This is a genomic window from Paenibacillus sp. 453mf (genome assembly GCF_900116105.1).
Classification (GTDB): domain Bacteria; phylum Bacillota; class Bacilli; order Paenibacillales; family Paenibacillaceae; genus Paenibacillus; species Paenibacillus provencensis.
Genome location: NZ_FPAC01000003.1, coordinates 312,504 through 335,872, shown reverse-complemented (window position 1 = coordinate 335,872; position 23,369 = coordinate 312,504). Strand labels below are relative to the sequence as shown.

The 23,369-nt window shown below is 46.7% G+C and carries 23 protein-coding genes and 1 pseudogene; 10 read left to right on the top strand and 14 right to left on the bottom strand.

Annotation, left to right across the window (positions count from 1 at the left end; translation table 11 throughout):
* Positions 1-226: 226 nt before the first annotated feature.
* Positions 227-607 (bottom strand): YrhK family protein, encoded by a 381-nt coding sequence (locus BM415_RS17595; RefSeq protein WP_091160251.1) that lies wholly within the window; start codon positions 605-607, stop codon positions 227-229.
* A 204-nt stretch (positions 608-811) separates the two neighbouring features.
* Between BM415_RS17595 and BM415_RS17590 the strand changes: the two genes are divergently transcribed.
* The 4 genes from BM415_RS17590 to BM415_RS17575 all read left to right on the top strand — a co-directional run bounded on the left by BM415_RS17590 (position 812) and on the right by BM415_RS17575 (position 4,047).
* Positions 812-1,138 carry a PadR family transcriptional regulator gene (locus BM415_RS17590; protein WP_091160249.1) on the top strand — a complete coding sequence of 109 codons (327 nt, stop codon included), beginning with the start codon at positions 812-814 and terminating at the stop codon, positions 1,136-1,138.
* The gene (locus BM415_RS17585; protein ID WP_091160248.1) at positions 1,135-1,782 is read left to right on the top strand and encodes a DUF1700 domain-containing protein; all 648 of its coding nucleotides are present in this window, start codon (positions 1,135-1,137) and stop codon (positions 1,780-1,782) included. Before BM415_RS17590 ends, BM415_RS17585 begins: the two co-directional genes overlap by 4 nt.
* Positions 1,783-2,742 (top strand): DUF4097 family beta strand repeat-containing protein, encoded by a 960-nt coding sequence (locus BM415_RS17580; RefSeq protein ID WP_091160246.1) that lies wholly within the window; start codon positions 1,783-1,785, stop codon positions 2,740-2,742.
* Positions 2,743-2,823: 81 nt separating this feature from the next.
* Complete coding sequence (locus BM415_RS17575) at positions 2,824-4,047, top strand: NAD(P)/FAD-dependent oxidoreductase (protein WP_091160245.1); 1,224 nt, start codon at positions 2,824-2,826, stop codon at positions 4,045-4,047.
* Positions 4,048-4,153: 106 nt separating this feature from the next.
* Here the strand turns inward: BM415_RS17575 and BM415_RS17570 are convergent, their stop codons facing one another.
* Together BM415_RS17570 and BM415_RS17565 are read right to left on the bottom strand one after the other, a co-directional pair.
* Positions 4,154-4,948 carry an SDR family NAD(P)-dependent oxidoreductase gene (locus BM415_RS17570; RefSeq protein WP_091160243.1) on the bottom strand — a complete coding sequence of 265 codons (795 nt, stop codon included), beginning with the start codon at positions 4,946-4,948 and terminating at the stop codon, positions 4,154-4,156.
* A gap of 117 nt (positions 4,949-5,065) precedes the next feature.
* A pseudogene (locus BM415_RS17565) lies at positions 5,066-6,095 on the bottom strand (helix-turn-helix domain-containing protein).
* Between the two features lie 257 nt (positions 6,096-6,352).
* Here BM415_RS17565 and BM415_RS17560 point away from each other — a divergent pair.
* The 6 genes from BM415_RS17560 to BM415_RS17535 all read left to right on the top strand — a co-directional run bounded on the left by BM415_RS17560 (position 6,353) and on the right by BM415_RS17535 (position 11,398).
* On the top strand, positions 6,353-6,661 hold the full coding sequence (locus tag BM415_RS17560) for a DUF2798 domain-containing protein (RefSeq protein WP_211753674.1): 309 nt from the start codon (positions 6,353-6,355) through the stop codon (positions 6,659-6,661).
* A 209-nt stretch (positions 6,662-6,870) separates the two neighbouring features.
* On the top strand, positions 6,871-7,392 hold the full coding sequence (locus tag BM415_RS17555; RefSeq protein WP_170862531.1) for a hypothetical protein: 522 nt from the start codon (positions 6,871-6,873) through the stop codon (positions 7,390-7,392).
* Between the two features lie 154 nt (positions 7,393-7,546).
* Positions 7,547-8,476: an aldo/keto reductase gene (locus BM415_RS17550; protein WP_091160242.1), complete on the top strand. Its 930-nt coding sequence runs from the start codon at positions 7,547-7,549 to the stop codon at positions 8,474-8,476.
* 383 nt (positions 8,477-8,859) lie between these two features.
* The gene (locus tag BM415_RS17545; protein WP_091160240.1) at positions 8,860-10,056 is read left to right on the top strand and encodes an MBOAT family O-acyltransferase; all 1,197 of its coding nucleotides are present in this window, start codon (positions 8,860-8,862) and stop codon (positions 10,054-10,056) included.
* Positions 10,057-10,074: 18 nt separating this feature from the next.
* The gene (locus BM415_RS17540) at positions 10,075-11,235 is read left to right on the top strand and encodes a hypothetical protein (RefSeq protein WP_170862530.1); all 1,161 of its coding nucleotides are present in this window, start codon (positions 10,075-10,077) and stop codon (positions 11,233-11,235) included.
* Positions 11,216-11,398 carry a hypothetical protein gene (locus BM415_RS17535; RefSeq protein WP_091160238.1) on the top strand — a complete coding sequence of 61 codons (183 nt, stop codon included), beginning with the start codon at positions 11,216-11,218 and terminating at the stop codon, positions 11,396-11,398. Before BM415_RS17540 ends, BM415_RS17535 begins: the two co-directional genes overlap by 20 nt.
* An 86-nt stretch (positions 11,399-11,484) precedes the next feature.
* On the opposite strand, the gene BM415_RS17530 is transcribed toward BM415_RS17535, so the two are convergent.
* From BM415_RS17530 to BM415_RS24790, 11 genes are all read right to left on the bottom strand, one after another.
* Positions 11,485-12,102 carry a nitroreductase family protein gene (locus BM415_RS17530; protein ID WP_091160236.1) on the bottom strand — a complete coding sequence of 206 codons (618 nt, stop codon included), beginning with the start codon at positions 12,100-12,102 and terminating at the stop codon, positions 11,485-11,487.
* 254 nt (positions 12,103-12,356) lie between these two features.
* Positions 12,357-13,427, bottom strand: coding sequence for an ABC transporter substrate-binding protein (locus BM415_RS17525; protein WP_091160234.1), 1,071 nt, complete (start codon positions 13,425-13,427; stop codon positions 12,357-12,359).
* Complete coding sequence (locus BM415_RS17520) at positions 13,424-14,227, bottom strand: ABC transporter permease (protein WP_091160232.1); 804 nt, start codon at positions 14,225-14,227, stop codon at positions 13,424-13,426. The genes BM415_RS17525 and BM415_RS17520 overlap by 4 nt, the downstream gene beginning before the upstream one ends.
* A complete protein-coding gene (locus tag BM415_RS17515) occupies positions 14,214-15,035 on the bottom strand; it encodes an ABC transporter permease (RefSeq protein ID WP_244533508.1) in 822 nt (273 codons plus the stop codon). Before BM415_RS17515 ends, BM415_RS17520 begins: the two co-directional genes overlap by 14 nt.
* A complete protein-coding gene (locus BM415_RS17510; protein ID WP_091160231.1) occupies positions 15,025-16,161 on the bottom strand; it encodes an ABC transporter ATP-binding protein in 1,137 nt (378 codons plus the stop codon). The genes BM415_RS17515 and BM415_RS17510 overlap by 11 nt, the downstream gene beginning before the upstream one ends.
* 304 nt (positions 16,162-16,465) lie before the next feature.
* Positions 16,466-17,371, bottom strand: coding sequence for an arginase (gene rocF, locus BM415_RS17505; protein WP_091160229.1), 906 nt, complete (start codon positions 17,369-17,371; stop codon positions 16,466-16,468).
* A gap of 167 nt (positions 17,372-17,538) precedes the next feature.
* Positions 17,539-18,705: a nitric oxide synthase oxygenase gene (locus BM415_RS17500; RefSeq protein ID WP_091160228.1), complete on the bottom strand. Its 1,167-nt coding sequence runs from the start codon at positions 18,703-18,705 to the stop codon at positions 17,539-17,541.
* Positions 18,706-18,879: 174 nt separating this feature from the next.
* The gene (locus BM415_RS17495) at positions 18,880-19,359 is read right to left on the bottom strand and encodes a Dps family protein (RefSeq protein ID WP_091160226.1); all 480 of its coding nucleotides are present in this window, start codon (positions 19,357-19,359) and stop codon (positions 18,880-18,882) included.
* 493 nt (positions 19,360-19,852) lie between these two features.
* Positions 19,853-20,605: an HAD family hydrolase gene (locus BM415_RS17490; protein ID WP_091160224.1), complete on the bottom strand. Its 753-nt coding sequence runs from the start codon at positions 20,603-20,605 to the stop codon at positions 19,853-19,855.
* A gap of 427 nt (positions 20,606-21,032) precedes the next feature.
* Positions 21,033-22,739: an adenine deaminase gene (locus BM415_RS17485; protein ID WP_091160283.1), complete on the bottom strand. Its 1,707-nt coding sequence runs from the start codon at positions 22,737-22,739 to the stop codon at positions 21,033-21,035.
* Positions 22,740-22,928: 189 nt separating this feature from the next.
* A complete protein-coding gene (locus BM415_RS24790; protein WP_139237008.1) occupies positions 22,929-23,126 on the bottom strand; it encodes a hypothetical protein in 198 nt (65 codons plus the stop codon).
* Between the last annotated feature and the right edge of the window lie 243 nt (positions 23,127-23,369).

The following is a 23,369-nucleotide window of genomic DNA, read 5'->3' as shown; positions in this document are numbered from 1 at the left end:
CCTTGAAATGTTCATGAGCTTCTCCGGTCAAACAGAAGCAGATCTTCAAAACCAAATGAAGGGCGATGCTGAAAAACGCGTACGCAACAACCTGGGCTGTCTCATAAGCATGGCCAATAAGAAATCGACAAAATGTAAATAGACCGCCTTATGCTGCTTATCCAGTCAGCTTAAGGCGGTCTTTGATTTGCCCACACATGTGTTAACCCCCATTTTCAACAGATGTTTAGTGCATGATGTGGTTCTTCTCCTGATCTCTATTTTCATCAATGTAATCCCATTTTTTGAGTTTAAGCATGTATGACATTCGAATAAGTGCACGGACCAGCATTTGAATACTCCCTAGAATAAATAGACAGGTGCCAATCAGTTTGACTTCCGGATAGAACAAGCAAAAGCTGCCGGCCAGAAACAGCAGCGATGTCGCTATCTCGCTAATCATATGGGCTATTTCATAACGATTGCGGATTTGTAGTCTTTTTTTAGATCGGAGTGATCTTCTACGATAGAAATGGAGACCCATCCTTCTTTTCTTAGAGTGTTTTTTCTTGGAATAGTCTTGCTTATGCTGGTTTGGCTCACTTGCCTCTTGATTCTTGTTGTTCATGTACGATCCTCTCCTTCTCTGCTTTCCTTACCCGCGGAGAGGAGTTTCAAACGCCTTCATGTCTGCATGAATATCACTATCTTGCATTATTCAGTACTGAGTGTTAATATTTACCTGTTCACTACTATATAATAAACAGTACTAATCTAAATTTAGTAATTATGTGTAATTAAACGTTTGGCAAGAAAGGAGACCCGAATCTGATTGAATGTGAATATCCAATTTAAAAAGGGTGCGTTAGAGCTGTGCGTCCTTGTACTGATTCACCGTAAAGACCGATATGGATATGAGCTGGCTCAAGCCGTGTCCAGACATATTGAGATTGCTGAAGGTGCTTTGTATCCCTTGCTTCGCCGATTAGTAGCAGACGGGTACTGCACCACCTATTTGCGTGAATCTAACGAGGGACCTCCGCGTAAATATTACAGATTAACGGATTCTGGACTTGCTTATATGCTGAAATTGGAGCTTGAATGGAATCTATTTGTATCAAGTGTGACCAATCTACTTAAGGAAGGATATAGCGAATGAACAGACGTATGTTTATGACTGCTCTGGAACGCGAGCTTAGGCTGCTTGACGAAGGTGAACGCATGGAGCTGCTAAGTGATTACGAGCAGCATTTTGATATGGGCTTGGCTGAAGGCAAGACGGAAGAAGACATTTCAAGAGAGCTTGGTCATCCGAGAGAGCTTGCACTAGAAGCCCTCGGTGATCGGTATGTTTCCCCAGCACAGGGGCCAGCTTCACCTCAAATTACTTACAACAATGCCTATGGTGCATCTAATAATTCAGGTATGCCATTCGCAGCCAGTATGCCCTATATGACAGAATCGAGATCAAGCCACCGTGCTTTCCGCAGCTTTTTCTCTGCGATCGGCATGTTCTTTCTGAATCTCATCTTTGCCCTGCCGGTATTTGCAACCATATGGTCCGTGTGGCTGGCTATTGCCGCTACTTCGGCCGCTGGCGTACTGGCTCCATTTCTTGCCCTGGCCGATTTTATGTTCCAAGAGAAGCGTGTGATCTGGGCAGAAGCGTCCGTCAGTATCACCATGCTCGGAATTGGCATCCTGCTCGGTATCTTCTCGCTGTGGGCTGCCAAGAAGCTTGGGGTACTTACTCGCAGCTATGTAAGATGGAATTTCAAAGTGGTGAAAGGAAGGGACCAATAGATGAAGAACTGGATAAGATTTGCGGTTGCCTGCATTGCTGTCGGCGTTGTCGGCATGTCCATATTTGGATTTGAATTTGGAGATGACCGGATTGCGTATGAGAAACAGTTTGCGTTTTCTAAAGCAGGCACCCATTCCCTTGTCATGCGAACTGACAGCAGTACGAATATCCAATTTGTACCGAGTGAGGATGAACAAATTTCAGTATTATTCAAAGGTAAATGGCACCAGGATGCCATAAATCGAATTGAACAGACAGCTCCGGAGGGCAGCACGCTTACGATTGATACGTCAGCGAAGGATTCCTTTCAATTTCTATCATTTAATTTGGATTTCTCAGACAATCGCATTGAGGTTCGGATTCCTTCAGACAAAACGCTCGATGAGCTTGTGCTGGATAATATATCAAGCAATAACGACATTACCGGGGTTCAGGCAAGGCATGTTTCTATTTCATCAACCTCAGGTGATTTCAACCTCGAGGATGTTCAAGCCAATCAGCTTACAGTAAAGCTATCATCAGGCAATCTGGATATGAAGGATGTAACAGCCAAGGACAGTGCAAGCTTCGATATGATCTCTGGAGAAATTGAGCTTGAGAACCTCACTTCAAGCAGAATTGCAGTGAAGCTCCAATCAGGTAGTATAGAGGCGGCTGGAATTCAAGGCCAGCTAGAGGTTAAGTCCACTTCCGGTGACATCGAAATTGAAGATTTGCACGGAGACGCCAGCATTGAAGTACAGTCCGGGAATGTGGAAGTCAGTCAATCCGTGAGAGGGAATCTAGATATCCGGGCCGTATCAGGCGATGTGGATGTTATAGCAGCACATGATTTTGCCGGATTTTATGATGTTCAAGCCGTATCTGGAAGTGTTCATGCACCTGAATCACCAAGAACCGGAACAGAGCTGATTAAAGTGCGTACTACTTCCGGAAATATTCAAATCGAACAGCCGTAAGCTTCAAGTGACTTGCATTGAGGTGCTGCAAAAAATCCATACTATATGAACCAACTTCATGAATCAAGGGAGAGACTAGATATGGATTTGCAAAGCGGTAAATTATTCTGGCCCACAACCGTCAGCAATCCTCCGGTTTACCCGCCTCTAGCAGAGGATATTCAGTGTGACGTACTCGTTATCGGAGCAGGTATTTCAGGATCTCTGTGTGCCTATCATCTTGCTGAGCGGGGATTAAAGGTGGCCGTCGTAGATAAACGCAGGATCGGTGAAGGCAGTACGAGCGCCAATACAGCCGTTATCCAGCTATCGGGTGAGAAGAGCTTCGTTACACTGGCCAACCACTTTGGTGAACAGATCATCTCAAGGCATATACACCTATGCTGGCAAGCGCTGAATGAGCTGGAAGACATTTGTACGAAGCTGCCGATCAATGCACAGTTTGTTCGCAGAGACAGCCTGTATTACGCTTCCTTCACAGAAGATATTCCCTCCATTCATAAGGAGTACGACTTCCTGAGCAGGCTCGGCCTTCAAGTCGAGTTATGGAATGAGGAACAGATCAGAGCTGTATATCCTTTCCGGAAACCAGCAGCGCTGTATAGCTACAACGAGGCTGAGCTGAACCCGCTCCAATTCGTATATGGATTACTTGAGAAGGTGAAGTCTTTGGGCGGCTCCATTTACGGTGAGACTGAAATTACGGGAAGAAGAAAGGATATTAAGGATGCTGTCTTCTATACCGCTGCTCCTCGTCGGCACCAGATCAAGGCAGAGCATGTCATTATCGCTGCAGGTAATGAGAATCGTGATTTCCAATCGGAGAAGAATGCCGTTATGGTCAGCTCCTACGCTGTGATCACCAAGCCGGTGCCTGACCTCTCCAGCTGGTATAAGCGCACATTAATCTGGGAAACCGCACGTCCTTATGTCTATCTGCGGACAACACCGGATCATCGCGTCATCATTGGCGGAATGGATAAAGATACTACCATCCCTGAGGCTAGAGATAGCAAAATCATGCGGAGCCGGGACAAGTTGATGGAGGCATTTCACAAGCTGTTTCCGGATATCCCGGCAGAGCCCGAATATTGGCTTGGCGGCTTCTTGAGCGTAACGCATGACGGTCTTCCCATGGTTGGCCAGTATGAAGCGTATCCACACTGTCACATGGTGATGGCCTACGGAGATAACGCCATCGTATATAATGCGGTCCTATCCAGAATATTGGCCGATGTCATTACCGAAGGCTCTAGCCCTGACCTCAGCATCTATCTGAACACCAGACCACTTTCGCAGAAATAACCCTTATACAAAATAAACAGGCGGCAGCCATCGCAAGAAGTACACGATAGCTGCAACCTGTTTATTTGAACTAATCTTCCACAGAAATATATAATTACAGACTACATTAAAAAATAGTCGGCACCATCCCCCCATCCATACGGATAGGAGAGCCTTTAAATGCGGAAGCAAAAGGACTGCTGATAAATGCAGCTAGTCTGCCAATTTCCATCGGTCTGATGAATCGCTGAATCTCCGATTGAGGCAGGTTTGATGCCATAAATTGTTTCTCCTTTTCCGAGAAAGTCATATTATCGTCAGCATAAATCCCCTCAATGATCTGCTGTACATGTTCCGATAATGTCGGTCCCGGCATAATTGTATTGACTGTCACTTCGGTGCCTGCCGTTAATTTGGACAGACTTTTCGATAGAGACAGCAGCATCGATTTGGTCATGCAATACTGTGGCATTCGACCTGAGGGCATCACTGCCTCCTCACTCGCAATAAAGATCATGCGGCCAAATTCGTTTTTCAGCATTTTAGGTAAATAAAATTTAGACAGGCCGTTTGCTGCAAGTACATTGGTACGAAAGTATTTTTCCCAAGTTGCATCGTCTACGTCCTCATATGGCATGATTTCATAGATTCCCACATTGTTAACCAGGATATCCACATGTGGATATTTCTCATACAGAGCCTCTATCTGTTTAGCATCTACAATATCGGCAGTGGCATTTTGAGGAGAAGTTGTTGGAAATTGCGACCGAACTTCATTTACCGTCTGTTCTACCTCTTCGTTATTTCTTCCATTGATGAGTACGTTCACGCCTTCTCTAGCAAGTTCAAAAGCAATGGCCTTCCCTATACCCTTCGTTGATCCCGTAATTAAAGCAGTCTTATTGTGTAATCCCATATCCATAATGCATTTCCCCTAAGTTGTTTATTAGATAGACTCGCAAAACCATCGATGCGATAGGGATTATATTACCTTGTGAGGCTGATCATGTAACTGGCTCAGGACGTCAAACTTCTTGCATTACACGCCAAAAAACCTCTTCTTCCCATTACTTAGATGTTCGGAACGCCAATGAGAAGGGGTATCTCCTTCCCATTGGCGGAAAGCACGGTAAAACGAATTCTGGTCCTCGTAGCCAACCAAGAAAGCCACTTCTGTGATCTCAAGCAAGGGATCGGCCAGATATGCCCTTGCCTGCTCATGTCTCGTTTGCGTTAATAGCCCCTTAAAGCTCGTACCTTCATCAGTAAGCCTGCGCTGAAGTGTTCGTCCGCTCATATTAAGCTCCTTCGCCACAGTCTGCATGTCAGGATGCCCCCCATAAGGCTCCGTTTCATCATCCATTTCACCGTCTCGGTAATCGAACGGTTATGCAGCTCCTCATCCAGCGTTCGATCCATCACCGGGGTCAGAATTTCAAGCAGCTCTTCGTTATATGATATAAAAGGAAGATCCAAGTCCTGTCGCCACAGTGTAATCCGGTTTCTGTCTCTACCTGCCCGGACAGGACATCCGAAATAAGCTTCCAATGTCTGCACATTACCCATGGGATTCACAAATTCAACACAGCGTGCTGTCAATTCACGCCCTGTTCCCCGGCGCCCCAGCTCCAGAAGGTATGCGAGCGTTATACCAACCAATACCGGTGGACCAAGCTCGTCCGTATGCTGCCACTCCAGCTCGACAATACAGTCCTCGCCTGCCTCGGTAACACGCAGGCCTTCAGGAGGACACATTTGTTTGTACCTGGCCATTCTGTAAAGAGCATCGCGATAATCGTGAGCATGGTATGTCGCCAAGACAGCCGGTGGATATTGTGTGGTTTCAAAGGCTTGAGCAAGTCCGATGATACTTCCGGCAATATCGCCTGCAAGATCTGAATAAGACTGCCAGATTGCATAGTACTCGCTAGTGGTGACTTTCGGCTCAGTGATGACTGTAAGCGGCAGTCGTGCTTTGCGAGCTACGTCCAGAGGATCGATTCCTAACTGTTGAAGCCGGACCAGAATCCCGAGGGAAATTTAATACGCGCAGATGTTTGCGATGTCATACACTTGCCTCCTTTTATTACTGGTGATTGAGCTGACTCCTGATGACTTGGCTCGCATTGAAAAAGTAAGCCCCAAAAATGAGGTCCATGGCACCCGTTATATGACCGAATTTGATGAATCAACTTAACGGCTAAGACTAATCCTTTTAAAAAAGACACAAAATCGTCACTTATGAGGCTGGCAGTGTGTCATATATCATAATCTTTATGTTCAATTTATCATAACCTTTATTGTTGCTTTTCTCGCAGAGTCTATCGTGGGACCAAGTGCGCGTAAACTGGCATTTTCTTTGCCTTATGATAAATCGAAGCCAATTAACTCCATTCTGGCCATCGCCGTATGCATGGTGCCGATGATGGTTCTTATCATGTCTATATATGGCATGATAATGAAATCTGTAATGGTGGGAATGGGAAGTGAGGGTTCTATTCTCACAGCTTACCTCAAAACAGCGGGCTTAAACATTATTGCTGCACTCCCTGCACAACTGCTGATCGTAGGACCTGTCTCACGGTTCTTGCTAACAAAGTTCATTAAACCATCACCTCAGCTTCAGCCGGAGTGATACGAATAATAGAGCAGGCTGCCCTTGGCGGCTTGCTTTATTTATTCGAATAAAAGAGAATCATCATCATCCCGATCTCCCGAGGTATTCATCTAAATTATACTAGACTTAAGTCCAGGCTCCTTCACTTTCTTAAGACCGATTACACCATATATTATGTATGATAAGATTCTGGTTAGATAAAATTTAGAGGAAAGGAGAGTCTAGCCTTGAGCATTAAAAACAAAGCAAGTCTATTCGCCCCGCTGCTCATTATCGTCGGTGTGTTCCTGCTGCTCAACTCAGGTAAACATCTCGGAACCGGCTCCATCTTCGCCTACTTCTGGCCATCCTTTTTCATCATCCCGCTGGGCATCTTTTTTCACTGGCTTTATTTCTCGCTGATCGGAAGAGGCATCGGGCTGCTCGTACCCGGGGGGATCTTGCTCATCGCAGGACTGACCTGCCAGATTGCTATTGTAACCGACAGCTGGATCACGATGTGGCCGGGCTTTATTCTTGCGGTCGCAGCCGGGCTGTTTGAGCTGTATTGGTTCGGCAGCCGAAACAAATATTTGCTGATTCCGATCAACATTCTAACCGCCTTGTCCTTCATCTTCTTCATTGCGTTCTCACTTGGCTCCATGCTGAATCGATTCTCCGTCGTCCAGCCTTTCATTGCGCTGATTCTCATCGTGGGTGGAGTATTGGTTCTGTTTCGCCGCAAAAAGAAACCGCATTTCTATTCATGATATTTGTCAGACGTCTATTCGGCTTCGGCTACATATTACATCGGCAAGCCTCTCCTCGTCCAAGGCAGAGGTTTTTTTGCTTTACGTAACTGCACCCTTTAGAATAGTAAGGGGAGAACTTATCCATACTATATGAAAAAAGGAGGCTAATGAATTGACTACATCAACGCAGCTCGGTAAATCAGAACTGTATGTAAATCCTATCGGACTCGGAGCTAATGCGGTCGGGGGACATAATCTGTATCCCAATCTGGATGAAGAGGCAGGAAAAGAGGTCATTCGCACTGCTATCCAAAACGGTGTTAACCTGATTGATACAGCTTTTATCTACGGTCCAAGACGTTCGGAGGAGCTGATCGGACAAGTCATTAAAGAGCTGGGAGCCCGCAATCAAGTCGTCATTGCAACGAAGGGCGCCCATGATGAGAATAACAATTATGCACCGAATAACTCCCCTTCCTTTCTGAAGCAGCAGGTGGAGGACAGCTTGAATCGACTCCAGACCGATTATATTGATCTGTATTATATTCACTTTCCGGATGAGGACACGCCGAAGGATGAAGCGGTTGGGGCTCTGAAGGAGCTTAAGGACCAAGGGAAAATAAGATCTATCGGAGTATCAAACTTCTCTATGGAACAGCTGAAGCAAGCGAACAAGGATGGTTACGTCGATGTCCTTCAATCCGAATACAATCTGCTCAATCGCGAGGTAGAACGTGAGATCCTGCCTTATACAGCGGCTAATCAGATTACGTTCATCCCTTACTTCCCGCTTGTATCGGGTCTTCTTGGCGGCAAATATACGAAGGATACCCGCTTCGATGACTTTAGGAAGGACAATCCTGAATTTCAGGGAGAGCGCTATCTGCATAATCTTGAAAAAGTAGAGCAAATTCGCAAGATTGCAGATCATAAAGGCGTTGAGGTCGCTCATCTGGTGCTCGCATGGTATTTGACGCGGGACTCTGTCGACGCACTGATCCCTGGTGCGAAGCGGCCTGAACAAGTACTGAACAACCTGAAGACACTCGAAGTGAAGCTGAACGAAGCGGAAATTGCAGAGATCGGCCATATCTTTTCCTAATTGTCTCGATCTATCAAGCTCGCAGTATGATACTGCGGGCTTTTTTATGCGGATAACACTCCTGAATCCGGCTTTTTTTCTGCTATCCGAATCAATTTCATAAGACCCCAAGTTGCTTTAATCAAGAGTATATATAGATCAAAACGGTGTAGTTTGTCTATATGTAGTTTCAATTTCTTTGTTAAATAAGTTGTGTAATTAATTCCATCCTGTTATTCCATATAATGTGGTTGGCAGCCTGTCCATCTTTGCGGTAAAATTTATATTTGGCACTTCCTGCCTGAAATTTGAATAAATATCAAGTGAACCGAATCAATGAATTTATGATCGAGTTATGATAGATTGAGCATTGCTCAATCAGAAATGGTGGAAACTTAAAAAACATGATGTACACAGACTGGTTATATTGGCTATTTGTACTCGCAGCAATTGTCCTGTACTATATCAGCCCTCATCGGATCAGACCGCTTGTTCTCATTGCAGCGGGAATTTCATTTTATTCCTATTATGCAGGCGCATTTGTCCTACTGCTGCTCGCAGAGGCGATCATTGCCTTCCTGCTGATTCATAGATCTATCAAACGCGGTAAACGCTGGGTCTATCCTGCGACCATAATTCTAATTGTCCTAGTGCTCGGATATTATAAATACGGCAGCCGGCTGGGCAGCATGGTGAACAGCTTATTCGGATTTATAAATGAGCCTTCCCTTCCCACCGTAGATGATCTCATATTGCCTCTCGGAATCTCTTATTTTACCTTTGAGCTGATTCATTATGTCGTTGAGAAGAAACGAGGGAATTTGCCACAGCATAAGCCTGTGAGCTTCCTGGCGTTTCTCTTCTTCTTTCCGACGATGGTGGCTGGCCCCATCAAACAGTTTCAACAGTTCTACCCTCAGCTGACGGCAGCTTTTCAATGGAGCAATGTTCGAAACGGCATCCTCCGTATCGGGTTTGGTTTATTCAAAAAGCTGGTGCTGGCCGCTTCCCTTGACATCCTTGCTCAGCCTGTTTATTCACCTGAGGGAATAAGCGGTGCGGACACATGGACACTATGGGTATCGCTGATCGCCTACACCTTCGTTATTTATTTTGACTTCTCGGGCTACTCGGATATTGCAATCGGGACGGCACGTTTATTCGGCATCGTAATACCGGAGAATTTCCGCAATCCCTATCTGGCACGCAGCATTGCCGAGTTCTGGAATCGTTGGCATATCTCACTGGGCTCCTGGCTGACTAGGTACGTCTACTTTCCGCTCGGGGGAAGCCGCGTATCCAAAGCACGGATTTATTTAAACCTGATGTGCACGATGACCGTGTCAGGAATGTGGCATGGTGCAGCCTGGAACTTCGTCGTTTGGGGAATGTTTCACGGCGTGATGCTCTGTATTCATCGTTTCTTTATCAAGGAGGTCAAGCCCCTTGTGAGGCCCGTGCCGGTCTGGCTTAAACCTGGAACGACGCTGTTTGCCGTCGGCATTACTTTTTTTGGCGTCACCCTGAGCCGGGTGTTCTTCATGCTGCCCGTATCGGATGGAATGGATTTAATGCTAAGACTATTTGGTCTTGGCTCCTGAGAGTGAGGATGTAAGATCATGTTAAACAAGCTTCCTATTAAAAAAATGACAATGGCGATGCTGACCCTCGCTGTCCTTGGTCTATGCGCTATAACCTTATGGGCTGGTCATGCTGTTGAAGAGTCAGAGCAGGAGATCGTTTCCTACGCAGAAGAGGAGCTGAGGGTGCCTGCCTATGATTCCATTGTATATACACCGCTGTGGATTGAGCATTTACAGGCCCAGCCGGATGACCATAAGCCATGGATTGGGCTGTTCGGAGCTTCCACTGTGTATGGGACAACGGTAAAAGACAGCAGCAACACGACTTCCGGCGTACTGCAGGTTCACCTAAGCGACAAGCGCGTGCTGAATCTCGGATTAACGGGAGCTCGATTGGCCGAGACGTATGCCATCCTTGCCTCTATCATTGATGAAGTCGATTATGTCGTCTATGAGATTAATTACGGCATACTTCCACTTACGGATAACGATCCAGAGGTATCCGTATACCCTTCGTTACTCAGCAAGCTGGATCAAAATATTCCAAAATCGTGGCTTCGCCATTCTCCTGCCAAGAATGAGGAGTCCGTACCGAATGCCGTCCATGATTTCGTGACGACCGAAATACTGAGCCATTGGCCGCTGTATCATGACCGCGATGTACTGACTTATCAGCTGTTATCCACTCGTACATCGCTTGAGAAGCTTCGTCGGGAAGTAACCGCGAAGCGTAATGAGAGACAAGGCATTATAACTGCCTACACGCCTCCCTATACACCTTATGACCAGCTTACGGCTGAACAGCAGGCGGGTATCGTTGGGCATTTTACCAAGCTATATACGTGGAGCAGGCCATTTGATGCTGAGAGCAGCTTCGGACTGACCATGATGAACAAGACCCTTGATTTGGTGGACAAGCATGATAAGCAGGCCGTCTTCTATACGGCTCCACTGGACAAGGACCTCATTACACGGCACAACATGCTGAACTGGACAGACTATTTCTCCGTTATGGGGGCCTACCAGAAGTTAATTGAATCCCGCGGCTATCCCTTCATTGAATTTAATGCAGGGGGGAGCAACCTGATACCGCATGAATTCTATCACGACTCTTCCCACATGGTAGATGAAGGAAGCCGAATCTTTGGGGAAATCTTATACGAAAGGCTGTTGCAATATGGAATTACAGCGCAGTAAAATGCGGACAGAGCCCGATCTCTTTGATATGATTCCTCGTGTAGCTCGAATCGCGGCTTATGGATTGATATCCGTTGCAGGTGCGCTTGTGATCATCGCCGTCGTGCTGGGGATCATCTTCTTCTCGGGAGAATCAACGGAATTTATTTATATGAATTTTTAACAACAAAGGTCTGACACTGCACTACGCAGAGGTCAGACCTTTCTCATGTGGATAACCCATCATTAAGGGAAATACCACAGTTTAACTTAATAGATACTCACAAATTCATCCACAGGCTTTCTGTATCCACGTGGTCTTAAGTTCTCCTCGTCCGCTTTACCCAGCGTAATCATCATAACGGGTATAAGGTCCTCTGGGATACGTAACAGCGATACTAGCTGCTGATCATCATAACCGATCATCGGACAGGTATCCCATCCCATGTCCTTCGCAATTAGCATAAGCTGCATCGCTGACAGGCTCGCATTACGAATTGCCTCATCCCGCTGGAAGGAAGGACCTCTAGTCTCGTACATCTCGATTACACTGCTTGTCTCCAAGTCGTATTCGGTTTGAGTCATCATTCCAAGTGCAAGCATACCTTCGTACAGCCGTTTCACCTGCTGGTATGCTTTGGTATCCCCGAGCACGATAATAACTGCTGATGCGGTCAAAGTCTTATATTGACCAGATGCCTCATAAGCCTTCTGTTTGTCCTCCGGACTCTGTAGCACCATATAATTCGCATGCTGCAGGTTAAACGCGGAAGGAGCATATTTATTCAGCGAAAACATCTTCTCAAGCTCCTCTTTGCTAATCACTGCTCCTTCCTTAAACTTCATCGCGGAACGCCTTTCTTTAATTACCGTCTGTAAATTTCCCATTGTGTTAACCCTACCTTCTTAAATATGATTCGTATGTATCCACAAGCTTGTACTTTATTATATATTATTTAGTAAGTGAAAATAAGTATGTAAAATAGATTACTACTGCTGAATTAATAACAATGATATAAGGCTATCCATCCAAATAGAGGCTTCTAAAATTGACATATAGAGCCACTGCATAAATATTCAGCCGGTAATAAGAAAAAAGACTCGTTTATCCACATGTGGACAACGAGTCTTCAAGACGATGCTTATTTTGGATGCATTTTGAACTCTAGGAATAAATCATTGTAATGGGACAGCATCCGTCTTCCCAGGTTATCGTAGACCTCCAGCTTTTCGGTAAGCTCCTCATTCGGATAGAAGCGCTCATCCCCAGAAATATCCTCAGGCAGCAGGGCAAGCGCTGCCGCATTCGGCGTGGAATAACCGACGTACTCCGCATTTCTTGCCCCATTCTCGGGATCAAGAATGAAGTTGATAAACTGGTGTGCTCCCTCTATGTTGCTCGCTGTCTTCGGGATAACCATGTTATCAAACCAGAGGTTTGAGCCTTCTTCAGGAACAACATAGTCGAGCTTCTCATTCTCGCTCATGATTTCGGATGCGTCACCGGACCAGACAAGACCCACCGCAGCCTCCTCGCCGGCGATGAGCATCTTGATCTCATCCCCTACGATAGCCTTGACGTTGGGAGTAAGGGTGGACAGCTTCGCGAGCGCTTCCTGCAGATGGTCTTCATTGGTATCATTCAGTGAATAATGCAAGCTGTTAAGTCCCATCCCGATGACCTCTCTCGCCCCATCCAGAAGCAGGATCTGATTCTTGAGACTTGGATCCCATAGATCGTCCCAGCTCTTGAAGGTGAGATCTGTCAGCTCCGGATTAAACACGATGCCCACCGTTCCCCAGAAATAAGGAATGGAGTATTCGTTGCCGGGATCAAAGGACAAATCCATAAAACGCTCATCTATATACTGTAAATTTGGTATTTGAGAGTGATCCAGCGGAAGAAGGAGATCATCCTCCTTCATTTTGCTGATGGCATATTCAGAAGGTATCGCGATATCATACGTCGTACCTCCCTGCTGAATCTTCGTCATCATCGCCTCATTGGAATCAAACGTTTGATAAATGACTCTAAGCCCGCTCTCCTCTTCAAACTCTGTAATCAAATCAGGATCGATGTAATCGCCCCAGTTATAGATTGTAAGCGTATTGCCGCCAGAATAACCTTCACTGGAGTTGAGAACCGATGTAAGATACATCAGCAGAAATGCGACGATCAGTACGACACTGAACGTCTGTACCAGCTGCTTCATGGTCTCAGCCCCTTTCCTTGAAGCTTGGCCTGCCGGCTGTTAATGAAGTAATAACCAATGACCAGCACAATGGTAAGCAGGAATAGCAGCGTCGACAATGCATTAATCGACAGCGACACACCTTGCCTTGCGCGTGAGTAGATCTCAACCGAGAGTGTTGAGAAGCCATTGCCTGTAACAAAGAACGTCACGGCAAAGTCATCAAGCGAATAAGTCAAAGCCATAAAAAATCCGGCAAAAATCCCCGGTTTAACAAACGGCAGAATGACTCTTGTCAGCACATGCCAGCCGGAGGCTCCTAGATCTCTCGCTGCATCAATCAGCGTCGGGCTCATCTCCTGCAGCTTAGGAAGCACCATCAAGACGACAATGGGTACGCTGAAGGCAATATGAGACAGCAGTACCGAGCTGAATCCAAGCTGTATGCCCAGCATCGTAAAGAAGATCAGGAAGGAGGCACCGATAATAACATCCGGGCTCACGATAAGCACATTATTAAGTGAGAGCAAGGTGTTCTTGTTGCGCTTGCGCCGAACCTGATAAATGGCAAGTGCGCCGGCAATACCCAATACGGTGGATACTACTGCGGACAACAGCGCTATAACAAAAGTATTCAGTACAATAATCAGCAGCCTTGTGTCTGCGAATACTTCTTCATACCATTCGAGAGTAAAGCCTTCAAAGTTCTGCATCGTTCCACCGCTGTTGAAGGAGTAGAAGATCAGATAGAAGATCGGCAGGTACAAAATGGCGAAGATGATAAACAGATATAGATTGGACAGCTTACTATTTCTTCCCATGAGGCACCCCCCGCTTTCCTTGACCGCTGATGAACATAATCGCGATCATAATAATGATCAGGAAGACTGCAATGGTGGCTCCCATTCCCCAGTCCTGTGTCACGAGAAAATGCTGCTCGATCGCAGTACCCAGCGTGATGACACGGTTACCTGCAATCAGTCTTGTAATCATGAACAGGGATAACGCCGGAATAAAGACGGCTTGTATCCCAGCCTTCACCCCGCTGAAGGTCAGAGGAAAGATCACCCGCCGGAACGTGGTAAAGGGCGATGCCCCCAGATCTCTTGCAGCATAGATGAGGGACGGATTAAGCTCCTCTATCGCGTTAAAGATCGGTAGAATCATAAACGGAATAAAGATATATACCGAGACAAATATAAAGCTGAAATCCGTAAACAGAATTTGCTGGGTTCCAATTCCGATCGTCTCAAGCAGCGCATTGGCGAATCCATACGTTCCGAACAGCCCGATGAACGCATACGCCTTCAGCAGCAGGTTGATCCAGCTCGGCAGAATAACCAGCAGAAGCCACAGCTGCTTATGCTTCGTCCGAGTCAGCAAATACGCGGTCGGGTAAGCAATCAATAGCGAGAAGAACGTAATGAGCAGCGCATACCAGAACGAGCTCAGCGTCATTTTCAAATAAACCGGTGTAAAAAACTTGGCATAATTCTCAAATGTAAACTGCCCTTCAACATTAAAGAAAGAGTAGTACAGGATCAGCAGAATCGGCGCAACGACGAACAACACGATCCACAGCATATAAGGGATCAGGTAGAAGTTGCGGGTTCCCATGCTACGATTCATGGCTTACTCCTTGTCCTTGAATTCCTTCTGACAGTTCGCCATAGGATTCAAGCCGCTTGTCGAATTCCTCTTCTGTCTCGCCAAAACGCATAACATGGATCGCCTCTGGATCAAAATAGAGCCCGATCGTCTCTCCAACCACCGCACGTTTTGTGGAATGAACAAGCCACTCGTTCCCTGCATCATCATAGCTGGAGATTTCATAGTGAACCCCGCGGAACAGCTGAGAATCTACACGCACCTGGAGCTTGCCGAGGTCTGCCGTTGTAATCTCGAGATCCTCTGGACGAATGACAATCTCAATGGGCTCGTCCTTCTTCAGCCCTTTATCTACGCACTCGAAAGTTTTGCCTGCAAATTCTACCAAATAGTCCTGCTTCATCTTTCCTGCCACAATATTGGATTCTCCGATGAAGTCAGCGACAAACCGGTTAATCGGCTCATCATAAATATCGATCGGCGTTCCGCTCTGCTGAATGACTCCCTCGTTCAAGACGAAGATTTCATCCGACATCGCAAGCGCTTCTTCCTGGTCATGCGTTACAAAAATAAAAGTGATTCCGAGCCGCTGCTGCAGCTCACGCAGTTCGTACTGCATCTCAGTGCGAAGCTTCAGATCGAGAGCCGATAAAGGCTCGTCCAAGAGTATGATCTCCGGCTGATTGACAATCGCACGGGCAATCGCCACACGCTGCCGCTGACCACCGGACATTTCCGTAATTTCCCGGTTCTCATATCCTGCCAGGTTGACGAAGCGAAGTGCTTCGCTGACCTTCTCCTTGATCTGTGCATTTTTCATCTTCTTGATCCGAAGACCAAACGCCACGTTCTCATACACATTCAAATGAGGGAACAGTGCATAATCCTGAAACACCGTGTTAACCTGACGTTCATGCGCTGGTACCCGGTTAATAATGCTGCCGTTAAAATAAATATTTCCTTCAGACGGCTCGGTAAAGCCGGCAATGAGACGAAGAATCGTCGTCTTTCCGCAGCCGGAAGGTCCAAGCAGGGTGTAGAATTTACCTCTCTCAATTTCAAAGCTGACCGATTTAAGGATCGGATCGTCGCTATCATATTGTTTCGTGACGTTCTCAAACCGGATGATTGACTCCTGATTTGTCATGTAATGAAAACCTCCTTTTTTGAGGGGATATGCCTTGCGCCTTCGATTTCGTTTTACATATGTCATTATATTCGTTCGGGCACATATCGAAACTATTATATAGAATACACTCCAATGCGCAAACCTCTTTTTTTAAACTGATTGACATTTTTTCAGAAAATCGATTTCATAAATCATTTAAATGGTGAAAATCCGATTGATGAAATGGATTCAAATATCAGAAAAAAAGCACCTTCATGAATGACGATCTCCATGAGATGCTGTATCAAAAACTTTATTCACATTACTCCACCTACATCCGAGCTTACAATATCCGTTTGCCAAATAACGACCCGATAAGATCGACAGCAAGCTTTGAAGTCCGATTCATCCGGTCCAGCCGCGGGTTAACCTCCACAAAGTCGCAAGAAGTGATCATTCCGGCTTCATACAACAGCTCCATGGCAAAATGGGCCTCTCTATAAGATAATCCGCCTTGAACCGGCGTACCTGTACCCGGTGCCTCTGTCGGGTCAAGACTGTCAATGTCGAAGCTGAGATGAACACCGTCTGTTCCGCTGCTGGTGATATCGACCGCCTCATCGATCACCTTCTGTATGCCGAGCTTATCAATCTCATGCATCGTGTAACAATGGATCCCCAGCTCCTTGATCAGCTCCTTCTCACCGGGGTCCAGCTCTCTGGCTGCGATCAGCACGGTCTTTGCGGCATCAATATCTGCAGCACCTTCATAGATATCTGACAGCTTCAGAGCTGCACTGCCGAGTCCGACAGCTAACGGGATACCATGCATATTCCTTGAAGGGGTCGTCTCCTCTGTATTCAGATCGGAGTGGGCATCCATCCAGATGACACCAAGCCTCGCTCCAGCCGCTGTCAATCCGGCAAGTGAGCCCATCGTAATGCTGTGATCCCCGCCGAGGATGAATGGAAAATGCCCTTCGGCTCTTTTCAATTTAACCTCACTGGCTAATGCCGTGCATATGGACAACACCTTAGCCGCATTTTTCATGTGCACGCTCATTGCCTTATCGCTCCATTGATCCTTCAGTATAATACGGGAAGGCTCATCAAGCACATACCCAAGCTCCTTCCACTGTTCCAACAGACCCAATCGAAGCAGACGCTCAGGTCCAAGCTCACTGCCCATTCGACCCGCACCATATCCAAAGGGCACTTTAATCAGAGAAATCAACTGGCTTTTGTCCATTTCTTGCCCCTCCCTCGTGTATCATCATTCGAGAGCTTTTCACTATATCTATTCCAGAACTGCTGTATGAATGACATGCTTCCGTCCGTGACTCACAGATGAACACACAAAAAAACCGCCAGGAACATGCCTGACGGTTCTAATTATTTATGAGATTTAGCCCTGGCCTAGTGGAAAGGGCATTTTACCGAAGGGACGGTCTCTTGCAGCAGCGTTGGATCGTCTGCCAATTCCCTATCTGCAGGGTAAGGAGCCTGTTGATAGAAGAAATTCGGCGTAAGCGTTGTATTGTTATAGGACTTATGAAAAATATGCGTCGTCGCTGGCGATACGGGTGGAATAAGCCATGTCCAATCTCCTGTGACTTGCCGTCCTGCATTTGCTTCCCGTTCTTCGAATTTGGCAAATTGATTCGCCGCCGTATGATGGTCGACCATACTAACCCCGTCTAGCCTGTAGGAATGAAGCACTGCCAGATTCAGCTCGACTAGAGCCTTGTCCTTCCACAGCGTTCGTTCAGATGAGGTGTCCAGTCCCATCAGCCGCGCTACCTGAGGCAGCATATGATAACGAAATTCGTCAGCCAGATTCCGTGCTCCAATCTCGGTTCCCATATACCAGCCGTTAAACGGAGCCGCCGGGTAATGAATGCCCCCAATCTCAAGCCGCATATCCGAGATCATCGGAACCGCATACCATTTCATGCCGAGTTCTTCAAATGTAGAATATTCCGGATGCCGGATCGGCACTTCCAGTACCAGTTCCTTCGGAATCGCAAAGAGCTGCGGCTTCTCACCATGGATCTCAATAATAAGCGGGAGCACATCATATGCGGTCCCTTCTCCTTCCCAGCCTAACCGCAGCGCCTCTTGGGTCAGCTGTACCGAAGCAGGATCACCGAGGACTCCCCGCTCCGTCTCGTAACCTGCATATCGGATAAGCTGGTGATTCCATATCCGAACCGGAGCCCGTCCGGCTGCATCCATAGGCTTGAAGGCAGTCAGCATAGGAATAACCTTGCCACCGTTCGTTGCCTGCCGAATGTGAGAAAATAACAGCTCAGCAACCTCTGCCGCTGTGGTGGCGTCACGTGCATCCACAAGGCGCAGCGTTTCCCAGAACAGTCGACCAATACAGCGGTTGCTGTTGCGCCAAGCCAGCTTGATGCCATACTCTAGCTCCTGCTTCGTATGTACATAAGTGCCTGTTATTTCGATATCTTCACGAATGCGAACAAGCCGGGCCTCTGCCGTATCACGGCTCAGACCCAGCTCTTCATAGCTTGTATATATAAACGATTCAGCTTCTTTAATAAGTGCAGACTTATTTGTCATACTTCCTGCCGACCTCTCGTTCTCTCCGTCATCTTCCCATTTAACACTTTACTGGCAAGCGTGACTTTTGAATTAGTTCCATTATACCCATCCAGAATTCATGAAACTACATGAGCAAGAGGAAGTTCATCAGTTGGACACTTCCATGTGTCTATTTGTTGAGCAGGGTCCTGCTTATTTACCCAAGAAAGCATTCAGCATCCATACTTGTTTTTGCAGAGATGCCTGCATGCCAATCAGCATATCCGCTGTTACTTGATCTTCAAGTGCCTCTGCCGCTTCCTGTGCTTCCACCATCGCTTCAACCATTGTCGTATAGTCTTCCACGATCGCTTGAACCATTTGCTCTGCGCTCAGGCCTTGAGCTGCTTCTTCAACAGGGGACAGGCTCAGATACTCAGACATGGTAGCTGCTGGACGTCCGCCAATGGCTAGCAGTCTCTCAGCCACAACATCAAGATTCTCCGCTGCTTCATTGTAGAACTCTTCGAATTTCTCATGCAGTTTGAAGAAGTGAGGTCCTTTGACATACCAGTGGAAATTGTGAAGCTTCGTATAAAGCACAGACCATCCGGCAATTTGTCGGTTCAGGGAGCTGTGCAGGAATTGCTCATCTTTTACTTGGTTAGCTTGGTTTGTTTGAGTTGTTGTCATATTTATTTCTCCTTTTAAATTGGAATTTTATTAACGAATCATTTACTGAATCAACTTCATAACTGAATAATCCTCATGAGCTTGATTCGCTTAAATAAAAATTACAAGTTGGATTCCTTGGTGTCGATGATCACGATCACTTTATTCCCTTTGATTTAGACTTAATCTAAATCCTGATATGATTATAACACGTTATCCAGAAAAAGAAATAGCTTTTTGAAAATTAATGATGTGAATCAATTCCATAATACCTTTAGTTGCTTAAATCAAGAGTATATATAGATCAAAGTGATTTGATTTGTCTATATATAGTTTCGAATCCGCCTTTTTAATGAGTTATGAAATTGATTCATGTAATTTAGAATTATTTTTTCTTGGGATCTTTTCTAGGCGTTCCCCTTGCCGCAATACAAAAAACATCGGTCATTCCCGCACCTTTCTTTAGGAAGATCCCGATGTTTATAAATTCTTATCATTTGTATTCAATCAAATTTTAGACCATCAGCTTCATTAGTATGGCTTCAAGCTGCTCCACATTTTCAGCAATAGAATGAGGTTTATGCTCTGACTCTGGCTCTGCTCTCCGGTGGTTAAACCATAGTACGGTCCAGCCCGCAGCCAGCGCTCCTACCACATCGTTTCTCCATGAATCGCCTACATAATAGCAGTTCTCTGGAGCCGTTCCCGTTACCTTGTTCACATACTGAAACAGCTGGGCATCCGGCTTGGCGTAGCCTACTCCGCCTGAGACAAAGAACAGCTTCTGATCCATATAGCTTTCCATTTGAAGTGCTTTAATCTTCGCCATCTGATGCTCTTCCGGTCCATTCGTAATCAGGCCGACGATCACTCCGCGGTCTCTTAAATGCTGAATCATCTCAACCATACCTGGGAAAGGCTTAATTCTAAACTGCATATCAAGATATGCCGCTTGCGCTGCTTCTGCCTGCTCCTCGTTAATAAAAATGCCGAACTCCGCTAGAGCGAGCATAAACCGGCGTCTGCGCATGTCTGCCACTTCCTCCGGTGCAGGTACGGCAGATAAGTTCTTTTCCGCAGATAGTAAGTCACTGTAGTACCTGAATCGGTGGTAGATTGCCTCGTACGGTAGTGTTCCCGGCAGATGAAGCCTCTGCATTAAAGCCTCTCGTAGTGGAGCGAGATGGTCATACAAAGTATCGTCAACGTCGAAGAATACCGCTGTGCTTGCAGCGTTTGTTCCTGCTCTCGTGCTGCTATGTTCCATCTATGCTTGTCCCTCCATATCGTTAATATCTTGTATGAGATTATCATAGCAAAAGTGTTTTTGTTTATTGAAGTCTAAAATATGGATAAGTTAAGATAAGAATAGGAAAAGGGAGCCGTGCTCCTACACACGACTCCCTGCACAACTTACCGCTGTAAGAGCGGTCGGCAGTAGGTTATATTCAAAGAATAGACCGTTTACCTCACGAAAGGGCGGTCTATTTCTTTTTGTCTCGGTTTACAATGGGAATGACAATACTGATGATTGATCTGATTAACGCTACGATTAGCGAGCCGAATTGTATTCAATAATGCCAGAGCTTCCTTAACCTCCACAAGCATCACCTCCTAGAAAGGAGACTAGCCGACCGCCTTATAGCCGATACCGTTGTGCAAACCATATTATACCATCTGATGTTGCAAGATGCTTAAACAATCAAAGATACGATTTCACCTTCGTTCACATCAATAAGTCCATGATCGGTAATTTTCAAAGCCGGGCTGACCGCAAGCGAATGCGTGCTGAGCGACATGATCGGGTTATAGTGTACATATCCGAGCGACTGCATCGCTTCACGCAGCTCCTTCACTTGATGCGCGACAATATGGAGCGGCTCCTCCGTCAGGATTCCCCCGACCGGCAGCTCCACATGAGACAGAATTTCTCCATTCTCCACCACGCAGAACCCGCCTTGACTTTCGATGACCGTGTTCGCTGCGAGCAGCATGTCCTCCCAGTGACGACCGATAATCAGCAAGTTATGGTTGTCATGAGAATACGTTGTCGCGATTGCTCCGCGCTTGATCGTATCGCCTCCAATGAGTCCGAATGCATGATTTCCGTTCTTCTCGTAGCGCTCAAACGTGGCAATCAGACCATAGCCTGAATCTTCCCATTGCAGCACTCCGTCTTGAACAGTCACATCGACATGCGCTTCCTGAGTGAAGGTCGAACCATTCTTGACGATCATGGCCCGTGCTTGGTGAGGACCGTCCGGAACATCCACCTTCACCGTCAGGTCTTCATGGCAGAGTGGTGCAAGCTTCACACTGTTGTAAAAATGAGCAGGAAACGCACCTGTCTCACTCTTCTGCACATCATGCTCATATAGATCAAATACTTTCTTCCCGCCTTTGTACACCTGCTTGACATCAAACTGGTACAGGTCAGATACGAGTACAAAATCCGCAACTTTACCTGGTGAGATGCTGCCCCGGTCATCCATCTTCATCCGCTTCGAAGGCGTATAGGTTGCCGCAAAAATGGCATCCTCTGGCTTCATGCCCATCCGGATCGCCTTACGCACGATATGATCGAGATGTCCTTTTTCCACGAACGAATCCGGCATGACATCATCTGTGACAAAGCAGAAATGGGAGGATACCGGATGATGAATCACGTAGTCCATCACTTCCTGGGTCATGGACTTCTCCTGCAGCTCGATGAACATGCCTGCGGCGATACGGGCTTTCATACCTTCGATACTTTGATGCGTGTGGTCGGAGTCTACACCTGCATAGATCATCCGGTGCAGATCAAGGCCCATCAGCTTCGGCGTGTGACCTTCGATGACAAGCTTGGGATAGTTCTTCTTCATATGCTTCAGAATGCGGTTCGTCTTGCTATCCGGCTTGTTAATGACATCCACATAGTTCATGATTTCGCCCAGGCAGATAATCTCGCCTGTTGCCATCAGCTTGTCCATGTCCTCAATCTCAATGCTTCCGCCTGTCGTTTCCATCGGTGTAGCCGGAACCGAGCTTGGAATGGCATAGAACATATCGACCGTGCATTCCTTGCTCGCTTCCATCATTTGCTGCACACCCTCAATGCCGAATACATTCGCCATCTCATGGGGCTCAGGGACAATGGTTGTTACCCCACAGCGCAGCAGCCCGTAGGAGAACGTCGCCGGTGTCACCATCGTGCTCTCAATGTGAAGATGAATATCGATCAGCCCAGGAATCATGTAATGACCGCGTCCATCTACAATTTCGTTCGCAGTGAACATTTTTTCCCCACGAGGTCCGATGTATAAAAACCGTCCGTCGCATACCGCAACACTACCTTCTTCAAACATTTTATAGTAACTATTGTAAATTTTTACATTCAAGATCAATTGATCTATTCTCACGTCAGGAATCAGCTCCTTTAAAAACACCCTTCCAAACCGGAAGGTCACCCTCCCAAACCCTCCCTGACAGGGAGGGCCCCAGAGGGCTCTGCCCTCTGGACACCCGGAACTGGCGGTTCATTAGTTTTGTTCAAACTTGCTATGGTTACGGTTGCGCGTGGAGCCGCGATGCGGCTTGCCTGACGAATATTATCCGTCAGGCTGCTTTGCCGCATGGCTCTTGTGCGTAGAGGCGCTTAGCCTCCGCACTTCGTCTGCTCCGGCGGAGGCCAGCGAAGCTTCGCTCTCTGTCCTCCAAGCGCGGGCAAAGATCTCTCTTGCCTCCGCGCTTCGCCCGCTCCGGCCAGGGCCAGCGAAGCTTCGCTCGACTGTCCCTAAGTTCGGCAAAGATCTCTCTTGCCTTCGCGATGCGCCCGCTCCGGCGAGGGCCAGCGAAGCTTCGCTCGCTGTCCCTAAGTGCGGAAAAGACCTCTTGCCTTCGCGATGCGCTTGCTTTGGCGTGTCAGCGGCATTCCTTCGTCATGCGACTGACATAAAGACAAAAGACAAAAGACAAAAGACAAAAGACAAAAGATAAAAGATAAAAAACAAAAAACAATAGATAAAAGATAAAAAATAAAAATATGCTAA